The organism is Achromobacter sp. GD03932, assembly GCF_029839485.1.
Taxonomy (GTDB): domain Bacteria; phylum Pseudomonadota; class Gammaproteobacteria; order Burkholderiales; family Burkholderiaceae_B; genus Achromobacter; species Achromobacter bronchisepticus_A.
Genome location: NZ_JAOCAT010000052.1, coordinates 13,503 through 32,665 on the forward strand (window position 1 = coordinate 13,503; position 19,163 = coordinate 32,665).

The window sequence follows — 19,163 nt, forward strand, 5'->3', positions numbered from 1 at the left end:
GCCGGGAGTGTACGCAGGAATGCGGCGCTCGGCCATCGCCGCCTCGGCGTGGCGTCAACGCAGCAAATGTGAACTGAACTCAAATTTTTCCGCATTGACGGTGTGGAAATCTGCATTTTTGCCGTACATTACGCGGCGTAAATAAATGTTAATTTTCAGCAAAACATTTCGAATTCTGTAACGGTTGCCTCGTCCGTTCGTGCTATCGGCCCAGTTGAGCGACCTACCACCAAGACGCATTTAGTTTCATTTACATCAATACAACGTCCAATTTTGCCGGGCTGGCATCGGCTCCGGCATAGAAGAGATCAATGAATCACGTCTATCGAGTAGTCTTCAACGCCGCCGCCGGCGTGTGGCAGGCCGTCAGTGAAATCGCCCGCGGGCCGGCAAAAAGCAGCAGTCCTGCCCGGCGCCTGCGTCGCGGCGGTGCACAACTGGCGGGCGCGCTGGGCATGGCGATGGTCGCCGCCAACGCCTACGCAGTTCCCCCCAGTCTGTATTGGGACGGCAGCCAATCCGTGGCGAACGGTTCGGCGGATGGCGGCTCTGGCATCTGGGATTACTCCGATACCAACTGGACTTCCGATATCGGGACGCCGAATCAATCCTGGAACGGCGGCAACGCGGTATTCTCCGGCCCCCCCGGCACCGCCGGCACCGTGGCGGTCGGCGGCCAGCACAGCATCACGGGCCTGGAGTTCCAGAACGACGGCTACAAGCTGGTGGGCGGAGCCAATGGCCAGCTGAATACCAGCGGCACTGCCAATATTCGGGTCAATCCCAACGTGACCGCAACCCTGGGCGTCGCCATAGGCGGCAGCGGCACCCTGCACAAGCAAGACAGCGGCACGCTGATACTCAACGGCAACAGCACCTATACCGGCGGCACGATAATCGAGGCCGGCCGCTTGGAAGTCGGCAGCAATACCGCGCTGGGCAGCGGCGCCCTGACGGCGCTCAACAACACGGTGCTCGACGCCAATAACAAGGTAGCCCTCGATAACAATGTGAATCTGATCGGCAGCCTGGGGATAGGCGGAAGCGCCGACCTGACGCTGAACGGCGTCGTTTACGGCCCAGGCTCGCTGATCAAGAACGGCGCCGCCAACCTGACCTTGAACGGGGCCAACACCTATCTGTCGGGTACCACGCTGAACGCCGGCACGCTGACGGTGGGCAACGATCAGGCTTTGGGTCTCGGCAACTTGACCGTGGGCGGCGCTTCCACCCTGACGGCAAGCAACGCCGTAACGCTAGGCAACGCCATCGCCCTCAATGCGAGCCTGACGGTTGCCGGGGACAATGACCTGACGTTGAACTCGCTGATTTCGGGCCCCGGCCAATTGGTCAAGACTGGCACTGGCACGCTCACCCTCGGCAACGCCAACCCCGACCACACCGGCGGCATCGCCCTCAGTGGCGGCACATTGGCGTTCGACAACGCGACTTCCCTGGGGAGCGGCGCGCTGGTCGCCAACGGCACGGCCACGCTGCAGAACAACCGGCCCGTGCTCCTGCAAAACGCCATCAGCGTCAATGGCGAACTGACCATGCAGACCTCGAGTTCGCTGGAATTGGCCGGCTCATTGAGCGGCAGCGGCAAGCTGATCAAGACTGGCGCGGACGAATTGTTCCTGTATACCAGCAACACGTACTCCGGCGCTATCGAAATCGAACAAGGGCACGTCACGACATTCGCCAACAATGCGCTGGGTACCCCCGGCAGCGTGAAGCTGGCCGCAGGCACCGTCCTGAACCTTACTGCCAACGCGCAGATCGGGGCTCTTAGCGGCAGCGGCACCACCAGCACCGGCGTGGCCAGCTTGCTCCAACTGGGCGGCACCAACGCAGACAGCACCTATGCCGGCGCGCTGGTCGGCGGCGGTTCGGTTGAAAAAGTGGGCATTGGCACACTGGAACTCTCGGGCAACAGCTCCCTGAGCGGCCCTGTCACCGTCAAAGCCGGCACCCTGAAAGTCAGCGGAGCCTTGAACAACACCGGTGTCACCGTCCAGAGCGGTGGCACCGTGAGCGGCGGCGGCGCCATCAACGGCTCGCTGACCGTTGCCAACGGCGGCACCCTGACCGGCAGCAGCGGCCAGAAACTGACCGCGGGCGCGATAGACCTCTCGCAGACCTCCAATATCAATGTCGCGCTGGGTGCTCCTAGCACGGGCAATCCCGCGCTCTTCCAGGCCAACAACGGCTTGACCTTGGATGGCGTGTTGAACATCACCGATGCCGGCGGGCTCGGCAATGGCGTCTACCGCCTGTTCGACTACTCCGGCAGCTTCGTGAACAACATCCTCGACTACGGCACCTTGCCTGGCACGATGCCCACGACGGAACTGAACTTGCAGACCGTGAACCACGGCCAGGTCAACCTGATAGTCGACTCGCCGAACCGAATAGTGCAATTCTGGGATGGCAACACCACGGTGCCCGACGGTAATATCGTCGGCGGCAGCGGCGTGTGGACCGCCACAAACACCAATTGGACCGATTACAACGGCGTTATCAATCAGCAATGGGCTGACCACTTCGCCGTATTCCAAGGCAACGCCGGCGTCGTGCTGGTGCAGGGAGATCATACCGTCAACGGCATGCAGTTCATGACCGACGGCTACCACCTGTTGACAGGCTTCGAGGGCAAGCTCAATGCGGTCAACCCCGATGGCGGCAAGTTCGCCGTGCGGGTCGATCCGGGCGTCACCGCGACGATCGGTGTGGACATCAATGGCACCGGCACCCTGCAGAAGCTGGACCAGGGCAAGCTGGTGCTCAATGGCAACAACGGCTACCAGGGCGGTACCCTGCTGGCGGGCGGCACGCTCGTGGTCGGCAACAACAACGCGCTGGGCACGGCGACCCTGACCGCTACAGGCGGCACCACGCTGGACAACAACCAGGCCCTCACGCTGACCAACCAGATCGTTGCCCAAGGCCAGCTGAACCTGGGCGGCAGCAATAACCTGATCCTGAACGGCGACATCGCCGGCAACAGCGGCGGCCTGAACAAGAACGGCAGCGGCACCCTGACCCTGGGCGGCAACAACTCCTTCGGCGGCACGATGGCGCTGAACGGCGGCACGCTGGTGCTGGCCTCCAGCAATCCGCTGGGCAACAGCACCCTGACTGCCGCCTCCGGCATGCAGCTGGACAATAGCGTGGCATTGAGCCTCGCCAACACGGTCAACCTGGCCGGCGACCTGAGCCTCGTCGGCAACCAGAACCTCACTTTGGACGGCCTGGTCAACGGCACAGGCGGCCTGGCCAAGCGCGGCACAGGCAAGCTGACCTTGAACGGCGCCAACACCTTCCAGGGCGGCGTCAACCTGACGGGCGGCAACCTGGCCGTGGGCCACGACGCCGCGCTCGGCGAGGGCACGCTGACCGTGCGCAACGCGGCCACCCTGGAAGCCAGCCGCGCGGTGACCCTGGCCAACAACGTGCAACTGAGCGCTTCCCTGACGCTGGACGGCAGCAATGATTTCACCCTGAACGGCGTGATCAACGGCTCCACCGAGCTGGTCAAGAACGGCGCCGGCCGACTCACCCTCAATGGCGAAAACCGCCATAGCGGCGGCACCACGGTCAATGCCGGCGACTTGAGCCTGGGCAATGCCGCGGCGCTGGGCGACGGCATGCTGACTGTCACTGGCAACACGCAACTGGATACCGCCGGTCCGATGCGCCTGGGCAATACCGTCAATGTCGACGGCGCACTGACGGTGGCGGGCAACAACAGCCTGATCCTGGATGGACAGCTCAACGGCAACGGCACGCTGCGCAAGACGGACGCGAACGACCTCTCGCTCACCAGCAACGCCAACACCTTCAGCGGCATGATCGATCTGCAAGGCGGTAGCCTGACCACCGCGGGCAACAACGCGCTGGGCCAGAATGCCACCGCGAACGTGGCAGCCAGCGCCAATCTGTTCATCACCAATCTGGCTCGTCTGGCCAGCCTGAACGGCAACGGCACCGTAACGGTCTCGAACGGGAACAACCTGACCATCGGCGCCAACGGGGCCAACAGCAACTTCGGCGGCCAGCTCAACGGCAAGGGTTGGTTGACCAAGAGCGGCACGGGATCGCTGGTTCTTTCCGGCAACAACACGCTTACCGGCCAGACCTCGGTCAGCGCCGGCAGCCTGCGGGTAGACGGCGCGCTCGCCAGCACCAATGTGCTGGTGTACTCCGGCGCCGCCCTGGGCGGAACCGGCAGCATCGCCGGCGACGTGACGCTCATGAGCAACGCCAGCCTGAACTTGACGGACGGCCACACCCTGTCGGTCGGCAGCATGGGGCTCGGCACCCAGTCGATCGTGAATGCCAGCCTGGGCGCCCCCGCCCTCGGCGGCGGCACTGCCTTGGTGAACGTGGCCGGCAACCTGCTGCTGGGCGGCACGCTCAATATCAGCGACGCCGGCGGCTTCGGCACCGGCGTGTACCGCCTCATGAACTATGGCGGCAGCCTGACCGACAGCGGCATGCGCTTCGGCGATCTGCCCAGCAATGTGCAAGCGGCCGACCTGACGCTGCAGACCGCCGTCGCCAACCAGGTCAACCTGCTGGTCGCCGCGCCCAACGTCACCGTGCAGTTCTGGGATGGCTCGCAAACCGTCGGCAACGGCGCGATCGAAGGCGGCAGCGGCACCTGGGACGGCGCCAACGCCAACTGGACCGGCGTCGACGGCAACGGGAACCGCTCCTGGGCCGGCAACTTCGCGGTGTTCCAGGGCGCCGCAGGGACGGTCACCGTCGCAGGCGCGCAAAGCACGACGGGCATGCAGTTCTTGACCGACGGCTATGTCCTGGAGCCCGGCTCGCTGGGATCGCTCAACCTGGTCAACGGCGGCTCGGGCTACGCCTTCGTGCGCGTCGATCCCGGCGTGACCGCGACCATCAACGCCCCGCTCGTTGGCAGCGGCACGCTGGCCAAGGTCGACCCCGGCACCCTGGTGCTCAACGCGTCCAACGGCTACACCGGCGGCACGGCACTCAACGGCGGCACGCTGGTGCTGGGCAACGACAAGGCTTTGGGCAATGGTCTGCTGACCGCTGCCAACGGCACCACGCTGGACAGCAACACGGCAGTCACCGTGCGCAACAAGGTCGCGCTGAACGGCGCGCTGACGATCGCCGGTTCCAACACCATGGAGCTGAACGGCACCGTCGGCGGCGCGGGCGGCCTGATCAAGAACGGCGCGGCCAACCTGACCCTCAGCGGCGTCAACAGCTACGTCGGCGGCACCCTCCTGAACGCGGGCGGCCTGATCGTCGGCAACGGCGCCGCGCTCGGTTCCGGCACGCTGACGGTAGGCGGCGCGGCCACGCTGGACAACACCCAGGCGCTGGCGCTGGCGAACAACATCGCCCTGAACGCCGGCCTCGCCGTGCAAGGCAGCTACGACCTGACGCTCGACGGCAACATCTCCGGCGCGGGCAGCCTGACCAAGAACGGCGCCAGCACGCTGACGCTCAACGGCGCCAACAGCTACACCGGCGGCACCTACGTCAACAGCGGCACGGTCGCGTTGGGCGCGGGCAGCAGCCTCGCCGCCACCGGCGTCGTGACCGTCGCCAACGGCGCGACCTTCGACCTGTCGGCAGGCCAAGGCGCCCAGGTGTTCGGCACCCTCGCGGGCGCCGGCAACATCAAGATGGGAACCAACACCCTGCTGGCGGGCGGTTCGGCCGACGGCATCTTCGCCGGTTCGGTCATCGGCACCGGCACCCTGGTCAAGCAAGGCTCGGGCACGCAGACCCTGACCGGCGTAAACAGCTATACCGGCGGCACGCTGGTCGCGGGCGGCACCTTGCGCGCAGGCTCCGCGACGGCATTGGTCCAAGGCACCGGCTATCAGGTATTGACGGGCGCCGTGCTGGACCTCAACGGCAACTCGCTGCTGGCCAGCAGCCTAAGCGGCGGCGGCACCGTGGCGCTGGGCGGCGGGCGCTTGACCGCCGACATCGCGGCGGGCAGCGCGTCCACCTACATGGGCATCTTCGTGGGCGGCGGCGACCTGGTCAAAACCGGCGCTGGCGCACTCGCGCTGACCGGCGGCAGCACCTTCACGGGCGGCGTGCAGCTCAAGCAAGGCAGCATCGCCCTGGGCCATGCGCAAGGCCTGGGTACGGGCACGCTGGCCATGGACGACGGCACCGTCATCAGCCTGATCGCCAACGGCATGACCATCGCCAACGACCTGGCCATGACGGGCACCAACGACCCGGTCATCGACACCGGCGCCAACACGGCCACCTGGGCCGGCGCCATCACCGGCGGCGGCTTCCTCACCAAGCAGGGAACCGGCGTCCTGACGCTGACCAGCGCAGGCAACAGCTACACCGGCGCGACCGATGTCGCGCAAGGCACGCTCAAGGCCGGCGCGGCAAACACCTTCAGCAGCGCCTCTGCCCACACCGTGGCCAGCGGCGCGGTGCTGGACCTGGCAGGCTACAGCCAGACCGTGGCCAGCCTGAACAACAGCGGCGCGGTCAATCTCAGCGGCGCCACGCCGGGGGCCGTGCTCAAGGTCACCGGCCCCTATGTCGGCAACAACGGCAAGTTGGGCGTTTCCACCGCGCTGGGCGCGGACGGCAGCGCCACCGACAAGCTGCTGTTGAGCGGCCCCAGCGCCATCGCCAGCGGCAGCACCACGGTGCAGATCACCAATGCCGGCGGCCTGGGCGCACAGACAGGCAGCCAGGGCATCCAGGTCATCGCCACCGAAAACGGCGCCAGTCTGCAACCCGGCAGCTTCACCCTCGCGGGCAACCATGTCGACGCCGGCGCCTATGAGTACCGCCTGACCCAGACGACGCAGGGAGCCGCGCTGCACTCGACCAACACGCAGAACCCCGGCCCCGGCGTCACGCCGGCGCCCGCCTACCGCGAAGAAGTGCCGCTGCTGTCCTCCCTGCCCGCGCAACTGCGCCAGGCGGACATGGCGATGCTCGGCGACATGCGCAAGCGCATGGGCGACGACGCCGCTCAAGGCGCCATCGATCAGGACCCGAACCACCGCGCCTGGGCCCGGGTGCTGCGCACGGCGCCGACCATCACGCAGCAAGGCACGGTCAATCCCGAGAGCAGCGGCCACCTGACCGGCTTCCAGGCAGGCGTGGACGTGTACGCCGACCGCAACCTCAAGGCCGGCCTGTACGTGGGCCAGCTGGACGGCGACATGGGCGTGCGCGGCTTCTCCAGCGGCATGGAGCGCAAGTACGCGGGCTACAACAACCTGCGCGGCCGCTACGTCGGCCTGTACGGCACCTGGCAGCATGACTCCGGCCTGTACGCCGACGCCGTGATCCAGGGCGCCGACTACCGCAGCAGCCTGCGCACGGCCGACACCGGCGCTGGCGCCACCACCAAGGGCCACGGCTGGCTGGCCTCGCTGGAAGTGGGCAAGCCCTTCGACCTGGGCGGCAGCTGGCAGTTGGAACCGCAAGCGCAAATCATCTACCGCAAGCTCAACCTGGACGACACCACGCTGAGCCTGGCCAAGGTGAAGAACGATGCGGACGATGACTGGACCCTGCGTCTGGGCGCCCGCGTCAAGGGCAGCTACAGCATTGGCGGCACCGTGCTGCAGCCCTTTGCCCGCGTCAATCTGTACAAGGCCAGCAACACCACCGACGTGGCCAGCTTCAGCGCTCCAGCCGGCACCACCGACATCCGCGCCAAGGGCGGCTACACGTCGACCGAGTTCGCGGTGGGCGCCATGCTGCAGCTGACCAAGAACACCAGCCTCTACGGCGACGTGGGCAAGCTCTGGGCCAACAGCGGCGACAGCCGCGTCAAGACCGGCGCGCAGGGCTCTGTCGGGTTGAAGGTGCTCTGGTAAGCCTCATGACCTGGGCCGGGCAGCCGGTCCCTGGCATGACCAAGCCCGCAGCGGTTCGTCCGCTGCGGGCTTTGTTTTGGCTGGGTCCCAGGGTGGCGGCATGCCGCTACCGCGCCAGGACCTCCTGAGCAATCACCACACCCGGAACACCCGCCCCGTCTGCGCGCCTTCCACGCTGCGGCTGTAGGCCAGCGCGACGCGGCTGGCCGGCGCGGATTCGAAGCCCTGGAAGTACGGCCCATAGGCATCCAGCGATTCCGTCAGGACCGTGGGGCTGACCGAATTGATGCGCACGCCCCGCAGTTCCACGGCGGCGCCGCGCACGAAACCGTCGATGGCGGCATTCACCGCGGACGCATTGGCGCCGTAGCGGATCGGTTCATCGGTCAGGATGCCGCTGGTGAGCGTGATGGAACCGCCTTCGTTGACGTAATGCTGGCCGATCAGCGCCAGATCCACCTGCCCCAGCAGCTTGTCGTGCAGGCCGATCTTGAACTGCTCCGCCGTCATTTCGGCCAGCGGTCCGAAGTGCAGGCTGCCGGTGGTGGAGACGATGGCATCCACCTTCCCCACGCGCTCGAACAGGGCGCGGATGCTGTCGCTCCGGGTCACGTCGACCTGATGCTCGCCGCGCGTCTTGCCGACGGCAATGATGTCGTGGCGCTGGCCCAGCTCTTGGGCGACCGCGCGGCCGATGGTGCCGGTGGCGCCGATCAGGATGATTTTCATGGGAACTCCGATTCGTATGTTGTGGGGTGCGCCCGCGATATCGCCAGCGCTTGTACGCATTCTGGCCAAGGACGCATCCTGGAAAAATCCTAGAATGGTGGGTTCACTTCACACTCAGGGTGCGTAATCCATGGACCGCTTGCTCAGCATGGAAGTCTTTGTGGCGGTCGTTGAGCTGGGCAGCCTGACCGCGGCGGCGGCCCGCCACGAGATGTCGCCCGCCATGGCGGCCAAGCACATCAAGGGCCTGGAAGCGCGGCTGGGCCTGAGGCTGATGAACCGCACCACGCGCCGCCAGAGCCTGACGGAAGCGGGCCAGGCCTATTTCGCCCGCTGCAAGGTGATCCTGTCGGACATCCGCGATGCCGAACAAGGCGCCGAAGCCATGCGCGCGGCGCCGCGCGGCCATCTGCGCATCACCTCCACCGTGACCTTCGGGTCGTTCGCGCTGGCCCCCGCCATCGCCGACTACCTGTCCGAGTACCCCGACGTCAGCGTGGACCTGGCCTTGAGCGACGCCGTCGAAGACGTGGTGGCCTCGCGCTACGACCTGGCGGTGCGCATCGGCGAACCCGCCGATTCCAGCCTGGTCGCGCGCAAGATCGGACGCTACCAGATGATCATCTGCGCGGCGCCAGCCTATCTGGAACGCCACGGCACGCCCGAAACGGCAAGCGACCTGGCGCGCCATCAATGCCTGGACTTCTCCTACTGGAACCGCCGCACCGGCTGGCGCCTGAACGCGGAGAATGGCGGCGCGGCCTACCCTGCGGGCCGCTTCGTGTCGAACAACGGCCAGGCGCTCAGGCAGGCGGCGCTGGCCGGATTCGGCATCGTGCTGCAGCCGGAGCTGCTGCTGGCCGAAGACGTGCGCGCGGGCCGACTGGTCCCGATCCTTGAATCGGCCTGGCCCGTGGCCCGGCCGATCACGCTGCTCTATCCCAAGGACCGCAAGGCCCTGCCCAAGCTCACGACCTTCGTGGAATTCATGGTGAAGAGATTCACCCGCGCCGCGAAGTAAGCGCGGCGGGTGTCACGCAAGGTCCGCCGGACTCCGAACCCGGCTACCGACAGGCAGCGGCCTCGTCGAACAGCCAGTCGCGGAAGGCGGCCAATCGGGGCAGCTCCCGCCCCTGCGGCCGATAAACAACGTAGTAGGCCAACGCGGAGGGAACCGCCAGCTGCGGAAACAGGCGCACCAGGCGGCCGGCGGCGAGATCATCATGCGCCATCACGCTGCGGGCCAGCGCCACGCCATGGCCATCGATAGCCGCCTGCAGCACCGCGGCGGAATTGTTGATCTTCATGCCTCGGGCCGTAGATACGCCTTGCACGCCGACTTTCTCCAGCCACATGGCCCAGGTCGGAAATCCCGTCTGCGCGTCCATCGACAGATCATGGATCAAGGTCTCGCCCGCCAGCTCGGCCGGACGCTTTGCCGCCTTGCGCCGACGCAGCAGTTCCGGGGAGCAGACCGGGTAGACCTCTTCGTCCATCAGCTTTTCCGCCGCCAGGCCGGGCCAGACGCCAGCGCCATAGCGCACACCGATATCGATCTGCTGGGCCGCGAAATCCACCGGCTTGAGGTTGGTGTCCAGGCGCACGTCGGTATCGGGCCAGGCGTGCTGGAAGCGCTCGATCCGGGGCAGCAGCCACTTGGCGGCGAACGCCGGACTCACGGCCACGGTGAGCATGCCGCTCAAGGAACCTTCCTTCAAGCGCTCCAGGCCGAGTGCCAGCTTGCCGAGCCCCGCCTGTATCTCCGGCAACGCGCGTTCAGCCGCCGCCGTCGGGACCAGCCGCGCCTTGCCGCTGGCGCCGCGATGGAACAGCGGCGCGCCCAGCCATTGCTCCAGCGCGCGCACGAGCTGGCCCACCGCGGCAGGCGTCACGTGCAGCTCGGCCGCGGCTGCCGAAAAGCTTTGATGGCGCGCGCTGGCCTCGAAGGCGCGCAGCGCGTTGAGGTGCGCAAGAGACTTCATGGCGATAAAGTTTTTCTTTCTATTAGAGGTAGTTTATCTGGTTTGTCTGCTGCTGCCGATTGGCCAAGAATACGCTCTATCTCTAGCCTTTTCAGCACATGGCAGCCAAGGGCCAGACGTCATCCTGAAATAGCTTTTCTACCAATATCATGCTTATCAACGCCGATTTCTCACGCAACGTCATCGTTACGCCGGAGCAGTACCAATGGATGCCGTCGCCGCAGCACGGCGTGGAACGCATGATGCTGGACCGCGTGGGCGGCGAACAGGCGCGCGCCACCAGCATCGTGCGCTACGCGCCGGACAGCCGTTTTCCACCGCACGCCCATCCCGGCGGCGAAGAAATACTGGTGTTGTCCGGCACTTTCTCCGACGCCAGCGGCGACTATCCGGCAGGCTGGTACCTGCGCAATCCGCCCGGTTCCGCCCATGCCCCTTCCAGCAGGAACGGCGCCACCATCTTCGTCAAATTGCGGCAGATGCCCGCGGATGAACAATCCATCGTGCGCATCGACACGCGCGATCCCGCTGCCTGGACGCGCGAGCGCGGCGGCGAAACCTGCCCGCTTTACTCCGCGTCCTATGAGCAGACTTGCCTGCGGCGCCTGCCCGCCCACGCACCGCTGCCACGGACCGCGGCCGCGGATGCGGAAATACTGGTGCTGGCCGGATCAATTGCCGATGGACAAGCCTCTTACCCGCAAGGCAGCTGGCTGCGCCTTGCCCGTGGCGCGCACGCCGCGCTCGCCGCTGGCGCCCAGGGCGCTACCGTCTATCTGAAGACCGGCCATCTGCCGGACCCGAACGGCGGGAGCCAGCCATGACGACACAAGTGGACACCGTCATCGTCGGAGGGGGACTCTCCGGCCTATACGCGTCCCTGCTGCTGCAGCGGCATGGCGCCGGCGGCCATCTGCTGCTGGAAGCGCGCGACAGGCCCGGCGGCCGCATCCTGGGCGCCGGTTCCTACGATCTGGGCCCCACGTGGTTCTGGCCTGCGATCCAGCCCGGGCTTGGCGCCATCGTCCGCGATTTCGGCTTGTCTATCATCCCTCAACACGAAGCGGGTTCCATGATGGTCGAGCGTTCAGGAACGCCGGTGCGCATGCATGGCTACCCCAGCCATCCGGCGTCCATGCGGCTCGCGACCGGCATGAGCGGCCTGATCGATGCCCTGCGCGCACGCCTGGATCCGGCGCGCATCAAGCTGGGCCAGACCGTGACCCGGCTGCGTGCGACCGGCCCCGCCATCGAAGTGCACGCGCGGGACAGCGAGGGACGGCCCAGCGTCTTTCAGGCCTCGCGAGTGCTGGTGGCCGTGCCTCCGCGCCTGGCGCAATCCCGTATCGATTTCGACCCTCCGCTGCCGAGCGCGCTGGCAACGCAATGGCGCGGCACGCCGACCTGGATGGCTCCCCATGCGAAGTACCTCGCCGTCTACGGCTCGGCATTCTGGCGCGAGCAAGGCATGTCTGGCGCGGCCCGCAGCAGCCGGGGGCCTCTGGCCGAGGTCCACGACGCCAGCACCCCGCAAGGTCCTGCCCTGTTCGGATTCGTAGACGTGCCCGCGGCGGCGCGCCGTTCCGTCGGCCAGGACGTGCTGATGGCCCACAGCCGCGCGCAGCTCGCCCGGCTGTTCGGCCCCCAGGCGCTCAAGCCCGAGCGGGAGTTCTACAAGGACTGGTCGCAAGACCCCGACACCTCCACGGCGGCGGACTGCATGGATGGCGGCGCGCACCCGGCCGCACCCGCGGTTGCGGCCGAGGATGGCGTATGGGCGGGTCGCCTGGCCGGGATAGCCAGCGAATGGTCCGCCGCATTCCCCGGCTATCTGGCTGGCGCCATCGATGCCGCGGACGCCGGCGTGAAGTGGCTGCTGGACCGCGCTGCACCCGCCCCCAACGCGGTCCCGCCCGGAGTCCCCGCCCGATGACGCGCGTCCCTTCCACCTATCGCGCCATTCGGACCACCGCGCCCGGCCGGCTCGAATTCGTTGAATTGCCCACGCCCGAACCCGGCCCCGGAGAAGTACTGCTGCGTGTCGAAGCCTGCGGCGTCTGTGGCGCCGACGCGGCCGATATCGACAATCCGGCGCTGCAACGGCCGCGCATCCCCGGCCACGAAGCCGTCGGGCGCGTCGCCGCGCTCGGCGCGGGCGTCGACGCCCACTGGAACATCGGCCAACGCGTCGGCGTGGGACGCCTGGGCGGTCATTGCAATACCTGCGCGCAATGCCGCCAAGGCCTCTTCAATCTGTGCACGAATCAACCGGTAGTCGGCGTCACCCAGGACGGCGGCTATGCCGAACTGATGCTCGCCCGGACGACCGGACTGGTTGCCATACCCGACGAGCTCGACGCCATACAAGCCGCCCCGATACTCTGCGCCGGCATCGCCACCTTCAACGCGCTCAGGAAATGCGGGGCGCAGGCCGGCGATCTCGTCGCCGTGCTGGGCATAGGCGGCCTGGGCCACATGGCGCTGCAATACGCCCGCCGCATGGGCATGAAGGTTGCGGCCATCGGCCGGGGCTGCGACATAGCCGCTGACGCCTTGCGCCTGGGCGCCCATGTCTACATCGACAGCAACGGGGAAGACGCCGCGCAACGGCTCCTCGGCATGGGCGGCGCACAAGCGCTGATCGCCACCATCACCGACACGCAGGCCGTGTCCGAGGCCATGCGCGGACTGGCTCCGCAAGGCCGCACGATGTTGCTGGGCGTGGGCCGCGTCCCGCTGGCGGTGCCTCCGGGCTTTCTGGTGGGCGGCGAGCGGACCGTTGCCGGGTCCATGACCGGCACGCCCTGGGAAACTGAAAAAGCGCTGAACTTCAGCGTACTTGCAGAGGCGCTGCCCATGGTCGAGACTCTACCCCTGGAACGCGCAGCCGACGCCTTGCTGCGCCTGAAGTCCGGCGATGCGAAGTTCCGCGTGGTCCTGACCATGGACGCCGCGTGGGAACGACGCCGCACATGGCAAACCGCTACCCATACCAACTAAAACCGCAATCCTCGAGGAGACCCACTTGTCCGCATCAACCCCGGCGCCATCGGCCGCGCCCAGCGCTGAACTCTCGCCCCAGGCGCAGCGCGGCAACATCGCCCGGCTGACGATCGCCCAGGCGCTGGCAGGCGCCAACGCCGTCGTGGTCTACGCCACCGGCGCCATCGTCGGCGACATGCTGGCGCCGGACAAGGCGCTGGCGACCTTGCCCATTTCCCTCTTCGTGGTCGGCATGGCCGCCTGCATCCTGCCCATGGGTGCCATCGCGCGGCGTTACGGCCGCCGGACCGCCTTTCTCGCCGGCACGGCCTGCGGCGTGCTCGTGGGTCTGCTGGCCGCCGCCGCCATCGTGCTGAGCTCGTTCTGGCTGTTCTGCCTGGGTACCTTCTTCGGCGGCGCGTACGCCGCCGTCGTGCTGTCGTTCCGCTTCGCGGCGGCCGACGGCGTGTCTCCCGCCCGGCGCGCCCGCGCCCTGTCCTTCGTGATGGGCGGCGGCGTGCTGGCCGGCGTGGTCGGCCCGCAACTGGTCACATATACGATGTACCTGTGGCCGGTCCACATGTTCGCGGCAACCTATCTTGTGCAGGCCGCGGTCGCGGCGATCTCGGCCCTGGTCCTGCTGGGCGTGCACCTGCCCATGCCCAGCGCGGCCGAAGTCGCGGGCGGACGGCCGCTGGGCTTGATCGCGCGCCAACCGCGCTTCATCACGGCCGTGGTCTGCGGCGCCGTCTCCTACTTGCTGATGAATTTCCTGATGACCGCCGCGCCGCTGGCCATGCATCTTTGCGGCCATTCGCAGGAAAGCGCCAACCTGGGCCTGCAATGGCACGTCATCGCCATGTACGGCCCCAGCTTCTTCACCGGACGCCTCATCACGCGTTTCGGCGCCGGACGCATCGTCACGGCGGGCCTGGCGCTCACCGGCCTGTCCGCGGCCATCGGCCTCACGGGGATCGACGTGGCGCATTTCTGGGTCACGTTGATCCTGCTGGGCCTGGGCTGGAACTTCGGCTTCGTGGGCGCGTCGGCGCTGGTGCTGGAATGCCATCGGCCCGAGGAAAGGACCCGGGTGCAGTCGCTCAATGACTTCATCATCTTCGGCACCATGGCGGTCGGCTCCTTCGCATCGGGCGGCCTGCTGGCCGCGTACGACTGGGCCACGGTGCTGTGGGTGTCATTCATTCCCCTGGCGATTGCGGCGGTCGCGCTGCTGGCCGGGTCCGCCAGGAGCCGCCAACAGGCTTGACCCTCACGCAACGTCATGTCCCAGAGTTCGTTCCGCGCCATCAACAGGAGGAATGCCGTGCAACTGAAAGTAGGAGAACTGGCCAAGCGCAGCGGACTGACCGTCCGCACGCTGCACCACTATCACGCGATCGGGCTGCTCACGCCTTCGGCGCGCGCCGACAACGGCTATCGGCTGTATGGCCGCGACGACATTGCCCGGCTGCATCAGATCCAGGCGCTGCGCCGCTTCGGATTGCCGCTGGCTGAAATCGGCGCTTATCTGGGCCAGCCCGACACTCCCATGGACGAAATCATCGCCAGGCAGATCGCGATGCTCGACCGCCAGATCCAGCAAGCCTCCCGGCTGCGCGAGCGTCTCGCCCAGCTGCAGGGCCAGTTGGCGCAAGGCAAGGAGCCAGAGCTGGCCGATTGGCTCACCACTCTGGAACTCATGACCATGTACGACAAGTATTTTTCCCCCGATGAACTGGCCCGCCTGCCCATGTACCGCAGCAGCCAGGATGGCGACGCGGACTGGCTCGCGCTGATCAAGGAGGTGCAGGCGCAGATCGATGCCGGCGCCGCACCCGAAGAGGCGCGACCGCGCGAATTGGCGTTGCGCTGGATGACCTTGCTGCTGCGCGACACCAATCGCGACCCGCGCCTGCTGGTCAAGCTGAACCGGATGCACGAACGGGAGCCCGCGATGCAGGCGCACATGGGCGTCTCGCCGGCCTTGCGCGACTACGTGCTGCAGGCCTTCTCGGAAAGCAAGCTGCGGATCTACGAGAAGTACCTCACCGCGGACGAGGCGCGCTACATGCGTGAGCATTACGGCGACCGCATCGGCGAATGGCCCGAGCTGATGGCCGACGTGCGCGACGCGCTCGACGCGGGCGCGGCGCCGGACTCGGCCACGGCGCTGGCGCTGGCCCGGCGCTGGCTGGACCTGTTCCGCAGCTATGCCGGCAACGACCCCGCCACCCAGGCGAAATTCCGCCAGGCGCTGATGAACGAGCCCGAACTCACCGCCGGCACCTGGACCGATGACGCCACCCTGTCGTTCATGCGGCAGGCGATGGGCGCGCTGGCGGCGGCGCGCTAGGCCCGGTCCGGCAGGCCCCGTCACCGCCGGGCCTGCCCATTTGCTAGACTGACCGGCCCTGTCCCTCTCCTGCCCCAACATGTCCCAGGAAGTCCGCCCCGACCCCAGCGCCGACGATATCGCCAAGGAAATCTCGGCGGCCATCGTCGCGCACAAGCTGCCGCCGGGCACACGGCTGCGCGAAGAGGCGCTGGCGGGGGTGTATCAGGTCAGCCGGACCAAGATCCGCGCCGCGTTGCTGATGCTGTCCAAGGACAAGCTGATCAACATCGTGCCGGACAAGGGCGCCTTCGTGAGCAAGCCGGACGCGAACGAGGCGCGCGAGGTCTATGCCGTACGGCGCATCCTGGAAGCGGCGCTCGCGCGCGAGTTCGTGGCGCGGGCAACGGCGGCGGACTACCGCCGCATCGACGCGCACCTGGCCGCGGAGCGCCGCGCGCTGGAAGGCGGCGACGTGCAGGAACGCAACCGGTTGCTTGGGCATTTCCACATCCTGCTGGCCGAGGCCGTAGGAAATTCCGTGCTCACGGGGATGCTGCGCGAACTCTCGGCACGCAGCGCCGTCATCACCGTGCTGTACCAAAGCTCGCACGATGCCAGTTGCTCGTCGCAGGAACATCATGCCTTCATCGAGGCCGCCCGCGCGGGCGATGCCGACCGCGCCTGCGCGCTGATGGATGCGCATCTGGAACACGTGCAGACGGCGCTGGATTTCAAGAACGGCGGCCGCAGCGGCGGCGATCTGGTCAGCGCGCTGCTCAGTTGAAACCGGGCCGGCCGTGCTACGGCTGCGCCTGCGTCCCCGCCAATAGCTGGCCCATGCGCTGCTGCAGCCAGAGTTCCGTCTCGCTCAGGCTGCCGCCCCTCAGCCACAGCGTGCGCACGGACAGCATGGGCAGGAACAGGTCCGCGCAACGCACGCTGACCAGCGCGTTGCTGAAGCCCTCGTATTCGCCGATATTCAGCGGCAGGATGGCCCAGCCCACGCCATTGGCCGCCATGGCCGCGATGTTGTAGCTGCTGTCGGCCCGCCAGACCGAGGGGCTCAGCACCACCTGGTCTACGCCGTCCATCTGCATGAGCAACTGCCTGTGCCGCGCCAGATCGTTGCGCCCGACCTCGGGCAACGCGGCCAGCGGATGGCCCTGGGCCACGAAGATGCCTTGCGCCACGTTGCCCAGATGGCGGTGGGCGAAGGCGCTGCCGGGATCGCCGCGATCGAACTGGAAGGCCAGGCTGGCGCGGCCCTGCTCCACGTATTCGGCGACCTCCGTCGCGGTGCCGTTGAGCTGGGTCAGCTCCAGCGCTGGATAGCGTTCGGCCAGTTCCTTCAGCAACTGGTCGGCCACCAGATAAGGCAGGCCTTCGTCCAGCGCAAGGCCCAGGCGCGCTTCGCGCCCGGCGGCGAACGACAAGGCGCGCTGCTCCAAGGCGCCCGCTTGCCGCAGCAGCTCCTGGGCCTCCTGCAGCATGACTTCCCCGGTAGCGGTCAGCGTGGCGTTGCGCCGCGACCGGTCGAACAGTTCCACGCCCAGATCCGTTTCCAGCAGGCCCACCGAGGTGCTGACCGCCGATTGCGCCTTGCCCAGGCGCCGCGCAGCCGCCGAGAACGATCCCGATTCCGCGGCGGCGACGAAATGCCGCAGCTGGTCCAGTGTCCATTGCATATCCCAGCCCTCCCTTATCCATCCATTTTATAGATGGTTTCCAACTTTTTTATGGCAAATGGAAGATGGATAATGGCGCGCTCTGGAACCCGGCCATCCCGGCCCCGCCCGTATCCTCGGCGCGGCAGGCGTTTCAGTTTCAGGAGTAGAACCATGCAGCGGACTGAACCGAACGCTGTCGCCACGGCCGCGCCCGGCCGCTGGCTGGTGCTGGCCATCGTGTCCAGCGCCTTGCTGTTGATCGTGGTCGACATGACCGTCCTCTATACCGCCCTGCCCCGGCTCACGCATGAGCTGAACGTCAACGCGTCGGAAAAGCTGTGGATCGTGAACATCTACGCGCTGGTCGTGTCCGGCCTGCTGCTGGGGATGGGTACGCTGGGCGACCGCCTCGGTCACAAGCGCCTGTTCATGGCAGGGCTGATCGTGTTCGGCGCGGCGTCCCTGTGCGCGGCCTACTCGCCCGGCGCGGCCACCCTGATCGCGGCGCGCGCGCTGCTGGCCGTGGGCGCCGCCATGATGATGCCGGCCACGCTGTCCATCCTGCGCCTGACCTTCGCCGACGAGCGCGAACGCGCCATCGCCATCGGCGTCTGGGCCTCGGTGGCCTCGGGCGGCGCCGCGGTCGGTCCGGTGGTGGGCGGCGTGCTGCTGGAGCATTTCTGGTGGGGTTCCGTATTCCTCATCAACGTGCCCATCGTGCTGCTGGCGCTGCCGCTGGCCTGGCGCCTGATCCCGGCCAGCCGTCCGGACGCCTCGCGCCCCTGGGATCTGCTGGGCTCGCTGCAGGTCATGGCCGGCCTGATCCTGTGCGCCTACGCGCTGAAGGAACTGGGCAAGACCGCCCCTTCCTGGCGCGATGCCGGCCTGGCCTGCGCCGCGGGCGCGGCCATGCTCGCCGTATTCGTGCGGCGCCAGCGCGCGCGGCCCTATCCGCTGATCGACTTCGCCATCTTCCGCAACCTCAGCTTCAGTTCGGCGGTGGCGGCCGCGCTGTTCGCCGCCGCCGCGCTGCTGGGCATGGAGCTGGTGTTCAGCCAGCGGCTGCAGCTGGTCATGGGCATGTCGCCGTTGGAAGCCGCGCTCTTCATCCTGCCGCTGTCGCTGGCCGCTTTCATCGCGGGTCCTCTGGCGGGCTGGCTGCTGGGCCGCGTCAACAGCGCCACCATGCTGTTCCTGTCGCTGCTGGTCTCGGGCCTGGGCATGACCGGCTATCTGCTGAGCTATGACGCGGCGCTGCTGCCGCAGATGGTCAGCCTGTGCGTGCTGGGCGCGGGCATAGGCGCCACCATGACCGCGGCGTCCAGCACCATCATGCAGAGCGCCACCCCGGAGCGCGCCGGCATGGCGGCCTCGATCGAAGAGGTCTCGTACGAGCTGGGCGGCGCGCTGGGCGTCACCCTGATGGGATCGATCCTGTCCGGGGTCTATGCGCACACGCTGGCCGTGCCGACGGGCCTGCCCCAGTCCGAGCTGGCGCGCGACAGCCTGGACCAGGCCCTGATCGTGGCGGACGGACTGTCGTCGGACCTGGGCATGGCCTTGACGCGCCTGGCCAAGACCGCCTTCGACACCGGCTATGCCGCGGTCA

Annotated in this window: 12 protein-coding genes; 9 read left to right on the forward strand and 3 right to left on the reverse strand. The window is 67.4% G+C overall.

The window, feature by feature from the left end:
• The first annotated feature begins 311 nt into the window (after window positions 1-311).
• Window positions 312-7,859, forward strand: a complete 7,548-nt coding sequence (locus N5C88_RS30295) for an autotransporter-associated beta strand repeat-containing protein (RefSeq protein WP_280016832.1) — start codon at window positions 312-314, stop codon at window positions 7,857-7,859.
• A 132-nt stretch (window positions 7,860-7,991) separates the two neighbouring features.
• On the opposite strand, the gene N5C88_RS30300 is transcribed toward N5C88_RS30295, so the two are convergent.
• Complete coding sequence (locus tag N5C88_RS30300) at window positions 7,992-8,588, reverse strand: short chain dehydrogenase (RefSeq protein WP_059373096.1); 597 nt, start codon at window positions 8,586-8,588, stop codon at window positions 7,992-7,994.
• Between the two features lie 130 nt (window positions 8,589-8,718).
• On the opposite strand from N5C88_RS30300, the gene N5C88_RS30305 reads away from it, so the two are divergent.
• Window positions 8,719-9,609 carry a LysR family transcriptional regulator gene (locus tag N5C88_RS30305; protein WP_118933280.1) on the forward strand — a complete coding sequence of 297 codons (891 nt, stop codon included), beginning with the start codon at window positions 8,719-8,721 and terminating at the stop codon, window positions 9,607-9,609.
• 43 nt (window positions 9,610-9,652) lie between these two features.
• Here N5C88_RS30305 and gcvA read toward each other — a convergent pair whose 3' ends face one another.
• Window positions 9,653-10,570, reverse strand: a complete 918-nt coding sequence (gene gcvA, locus N5C88_RS30310) for a transcriptional regulator GcvA (protein ID WP_251879757.1) — start codon at window positions 10,568-10,570, stop codon at window positions 9,653-9,655.
• Between the two features lie 149 nt (window positions 10,571-10,719).
• On the opposite strand from gcvA, the gene N5C88_RS30315 reads away from it, so the two are divergent.
• From N5C88_RS30315 to N5C88_RS30340, 6 genes are all read left to right on the forward strand, one after another.
• Window positions 10,720-11,394 (forward strand): cupin domain-containing protein, encoded by a 675-nt coding sequence (locus N5C88_RS30315; RefSeq protein ID WP_280016833.1) that lies wholly within the window; start codon window positions 10,720-10,722, stop codon window positions 11,392-11,394.
• Window positions 11,391-12,503, forward strand: coding sequence for an FAD-dependent oxidoreductase (locus tag N5C88_RS30320; protein WP_251879755.1), 1,113 nt, complete (start codon window positions 11,391-11,393; stop codon window positions 12,501-12,503). Before N5C88_RS30315 ends, N5C88_RS30320 begins: the two co-directional genes overlap by 4 nt.
• Window positions 12,500-13,570 carry an alcohol dehydrogenase catalytic domain-containing protein gene (locus tag N5C88_RS30325; RefSeq protein WP_280016834.1) on the forward strand — a complete coding sequence of 357 codons (1,071 nt, stop codon included), beginning with the start codon at window positions 12,500-12,502 and terminating at the stop codon, window positions 13,568-13,570. The genes N5C88_RS30320 and N5C88_RS30325 overlap by 4 nt, the downstream gene beginning before the upstream one ends.
• 25 nt (window positions 13,571-13,595) lie before the next feature.
• The gene (locus tag N5C88_RS30330; protein ID WP_280016835.1) at window positions 13,596-14,819 is read left to right on the forward strand and encodes an MFS transporter; all 1,224 of its coding nucleotides are present in this window, start codon (window positions 13,596-13,598) and stop codon (window positions 14,817-14,819) included.
• 57 nt (window positions 14,820-14,876) lie between these two features.
• On the forward strand, window positions 14,877-15,905 hold the full coding sequence (locus N5C88_RS30335) for a MerR family transcriptional regulator (protein ID WP_280016836.1): 1,029 nt from the start codon (window positions 14,877-14,879) through the stop codon (window positions 15,903-15,905).
• 79 nt (window positions 15,906-15,984) lie between these two features.
• Window positions 15,985-16,671: a GntR family transcriptional regulator gene (locus N5C88_RS30340; RefSeq protein ID WP_059373109.1), complete on the forward strand. Its 687-nt coding sequence runs from the start codon at window positions 15,985-15,987 to the stop codon at window positions 16,669-16,671.
• A gap of 16 nt (window positions 16,672-16,687) precedes the next feature.
• Here N5C88_RS30340 and N5C88_RS30345 read toward each other — a convergent pair whose 3' ends face one another.
• Entirely contained in the window at window positions 16,688-17,572 is an 885-nt protein-coding gene (locus N5C88_RS30345; protein WP_059373111.1) for a LysR family transcriptional regulator, read from the reverse strand.
• Between the two features lie 153 nt (window positions 17,573-17,725).
• On the opposite strand from N5C88_RS30345, the gene N5C88_RS30350 reads away from it, so the two are divergent.
• Window positions 17,726-19,163: MFS transporter (locus N5C88_RS30350; RefSeq protein WP_280016838.1), on the forward strand; the 1,438-nt coding region annotated here is incomplete at its 3' end.

What these genes read in the sequence shown, in the direction of transcription:
- N5C88_RS30340 (WP_059373109.1), top strand. Translation starts at nt 15,985, where the DNA reads ATGTCCCAGGAAGTCCGCCCCGACCCCAGCGCCGACGATATCGCCAAG.
- N5C88_RS30300 (WP_059373096.1), bottom strand. Translation starts at nt 8,588, where the DNA reads ATGAAAATCATCCTGATCGGCGCCACCGGCACCATCGGCCGCGCGGTC.
- N5C88_RS30345 (WP_059373111.1), bottom strand. Translation starts at nt 17,572, where the DNA reads ATGCAATGGACACTGGACCAGCTGCGGCATTTCGTCGCCGCCGCGGAA.
- N5C88_RS30295 (WP_280016832.1), top strand. Translation starts at nt 312, where the DNA reads ATGAATCACGTCTATCGAGTAGTCTTCAACGCCGCCGCCGGCGTGTGG.
- N5C88_RS30325 (WP_280016834.1), top strand. Translation starts at nt 12,500, where the DNA reads ATGACGCGCGTCCCTTCCACCTATCGCGCCATTCGGACCACCGCGCCC.
- gcvA (WP_251879757.1), bottom strand. Translation starts at nt 10,570, where the DNA reads ATGAAGTCTCTTGCGCACCTCAACGCGCTGCGCGCCTTCGAGGCCAGC.
- N5C88_RS30320 (WP_251879755.1), top strand. Translation starts at nt 11,391, where the DNA reads ATGACGACACAAGTGGACACCGTCATCGTCGGAGGGGGACTCTCCGGC.
- N5C88_RS30305 (WP_118933280.1), top strand. Translation starts at nt 8,719, where the DNA reads ATGGACCGCTTGCTCAGCATGGAAGTCTTTGTGGCGGTCGTTGAGCTG.
- N5C88_RS30315 (WP_280016833.1), top strand. Translation starts at nt 10,720, where the DNA reads ATGCTTATCAACGCCGATTTCTCACGCAACGTCATCGTTACGCCGGAG.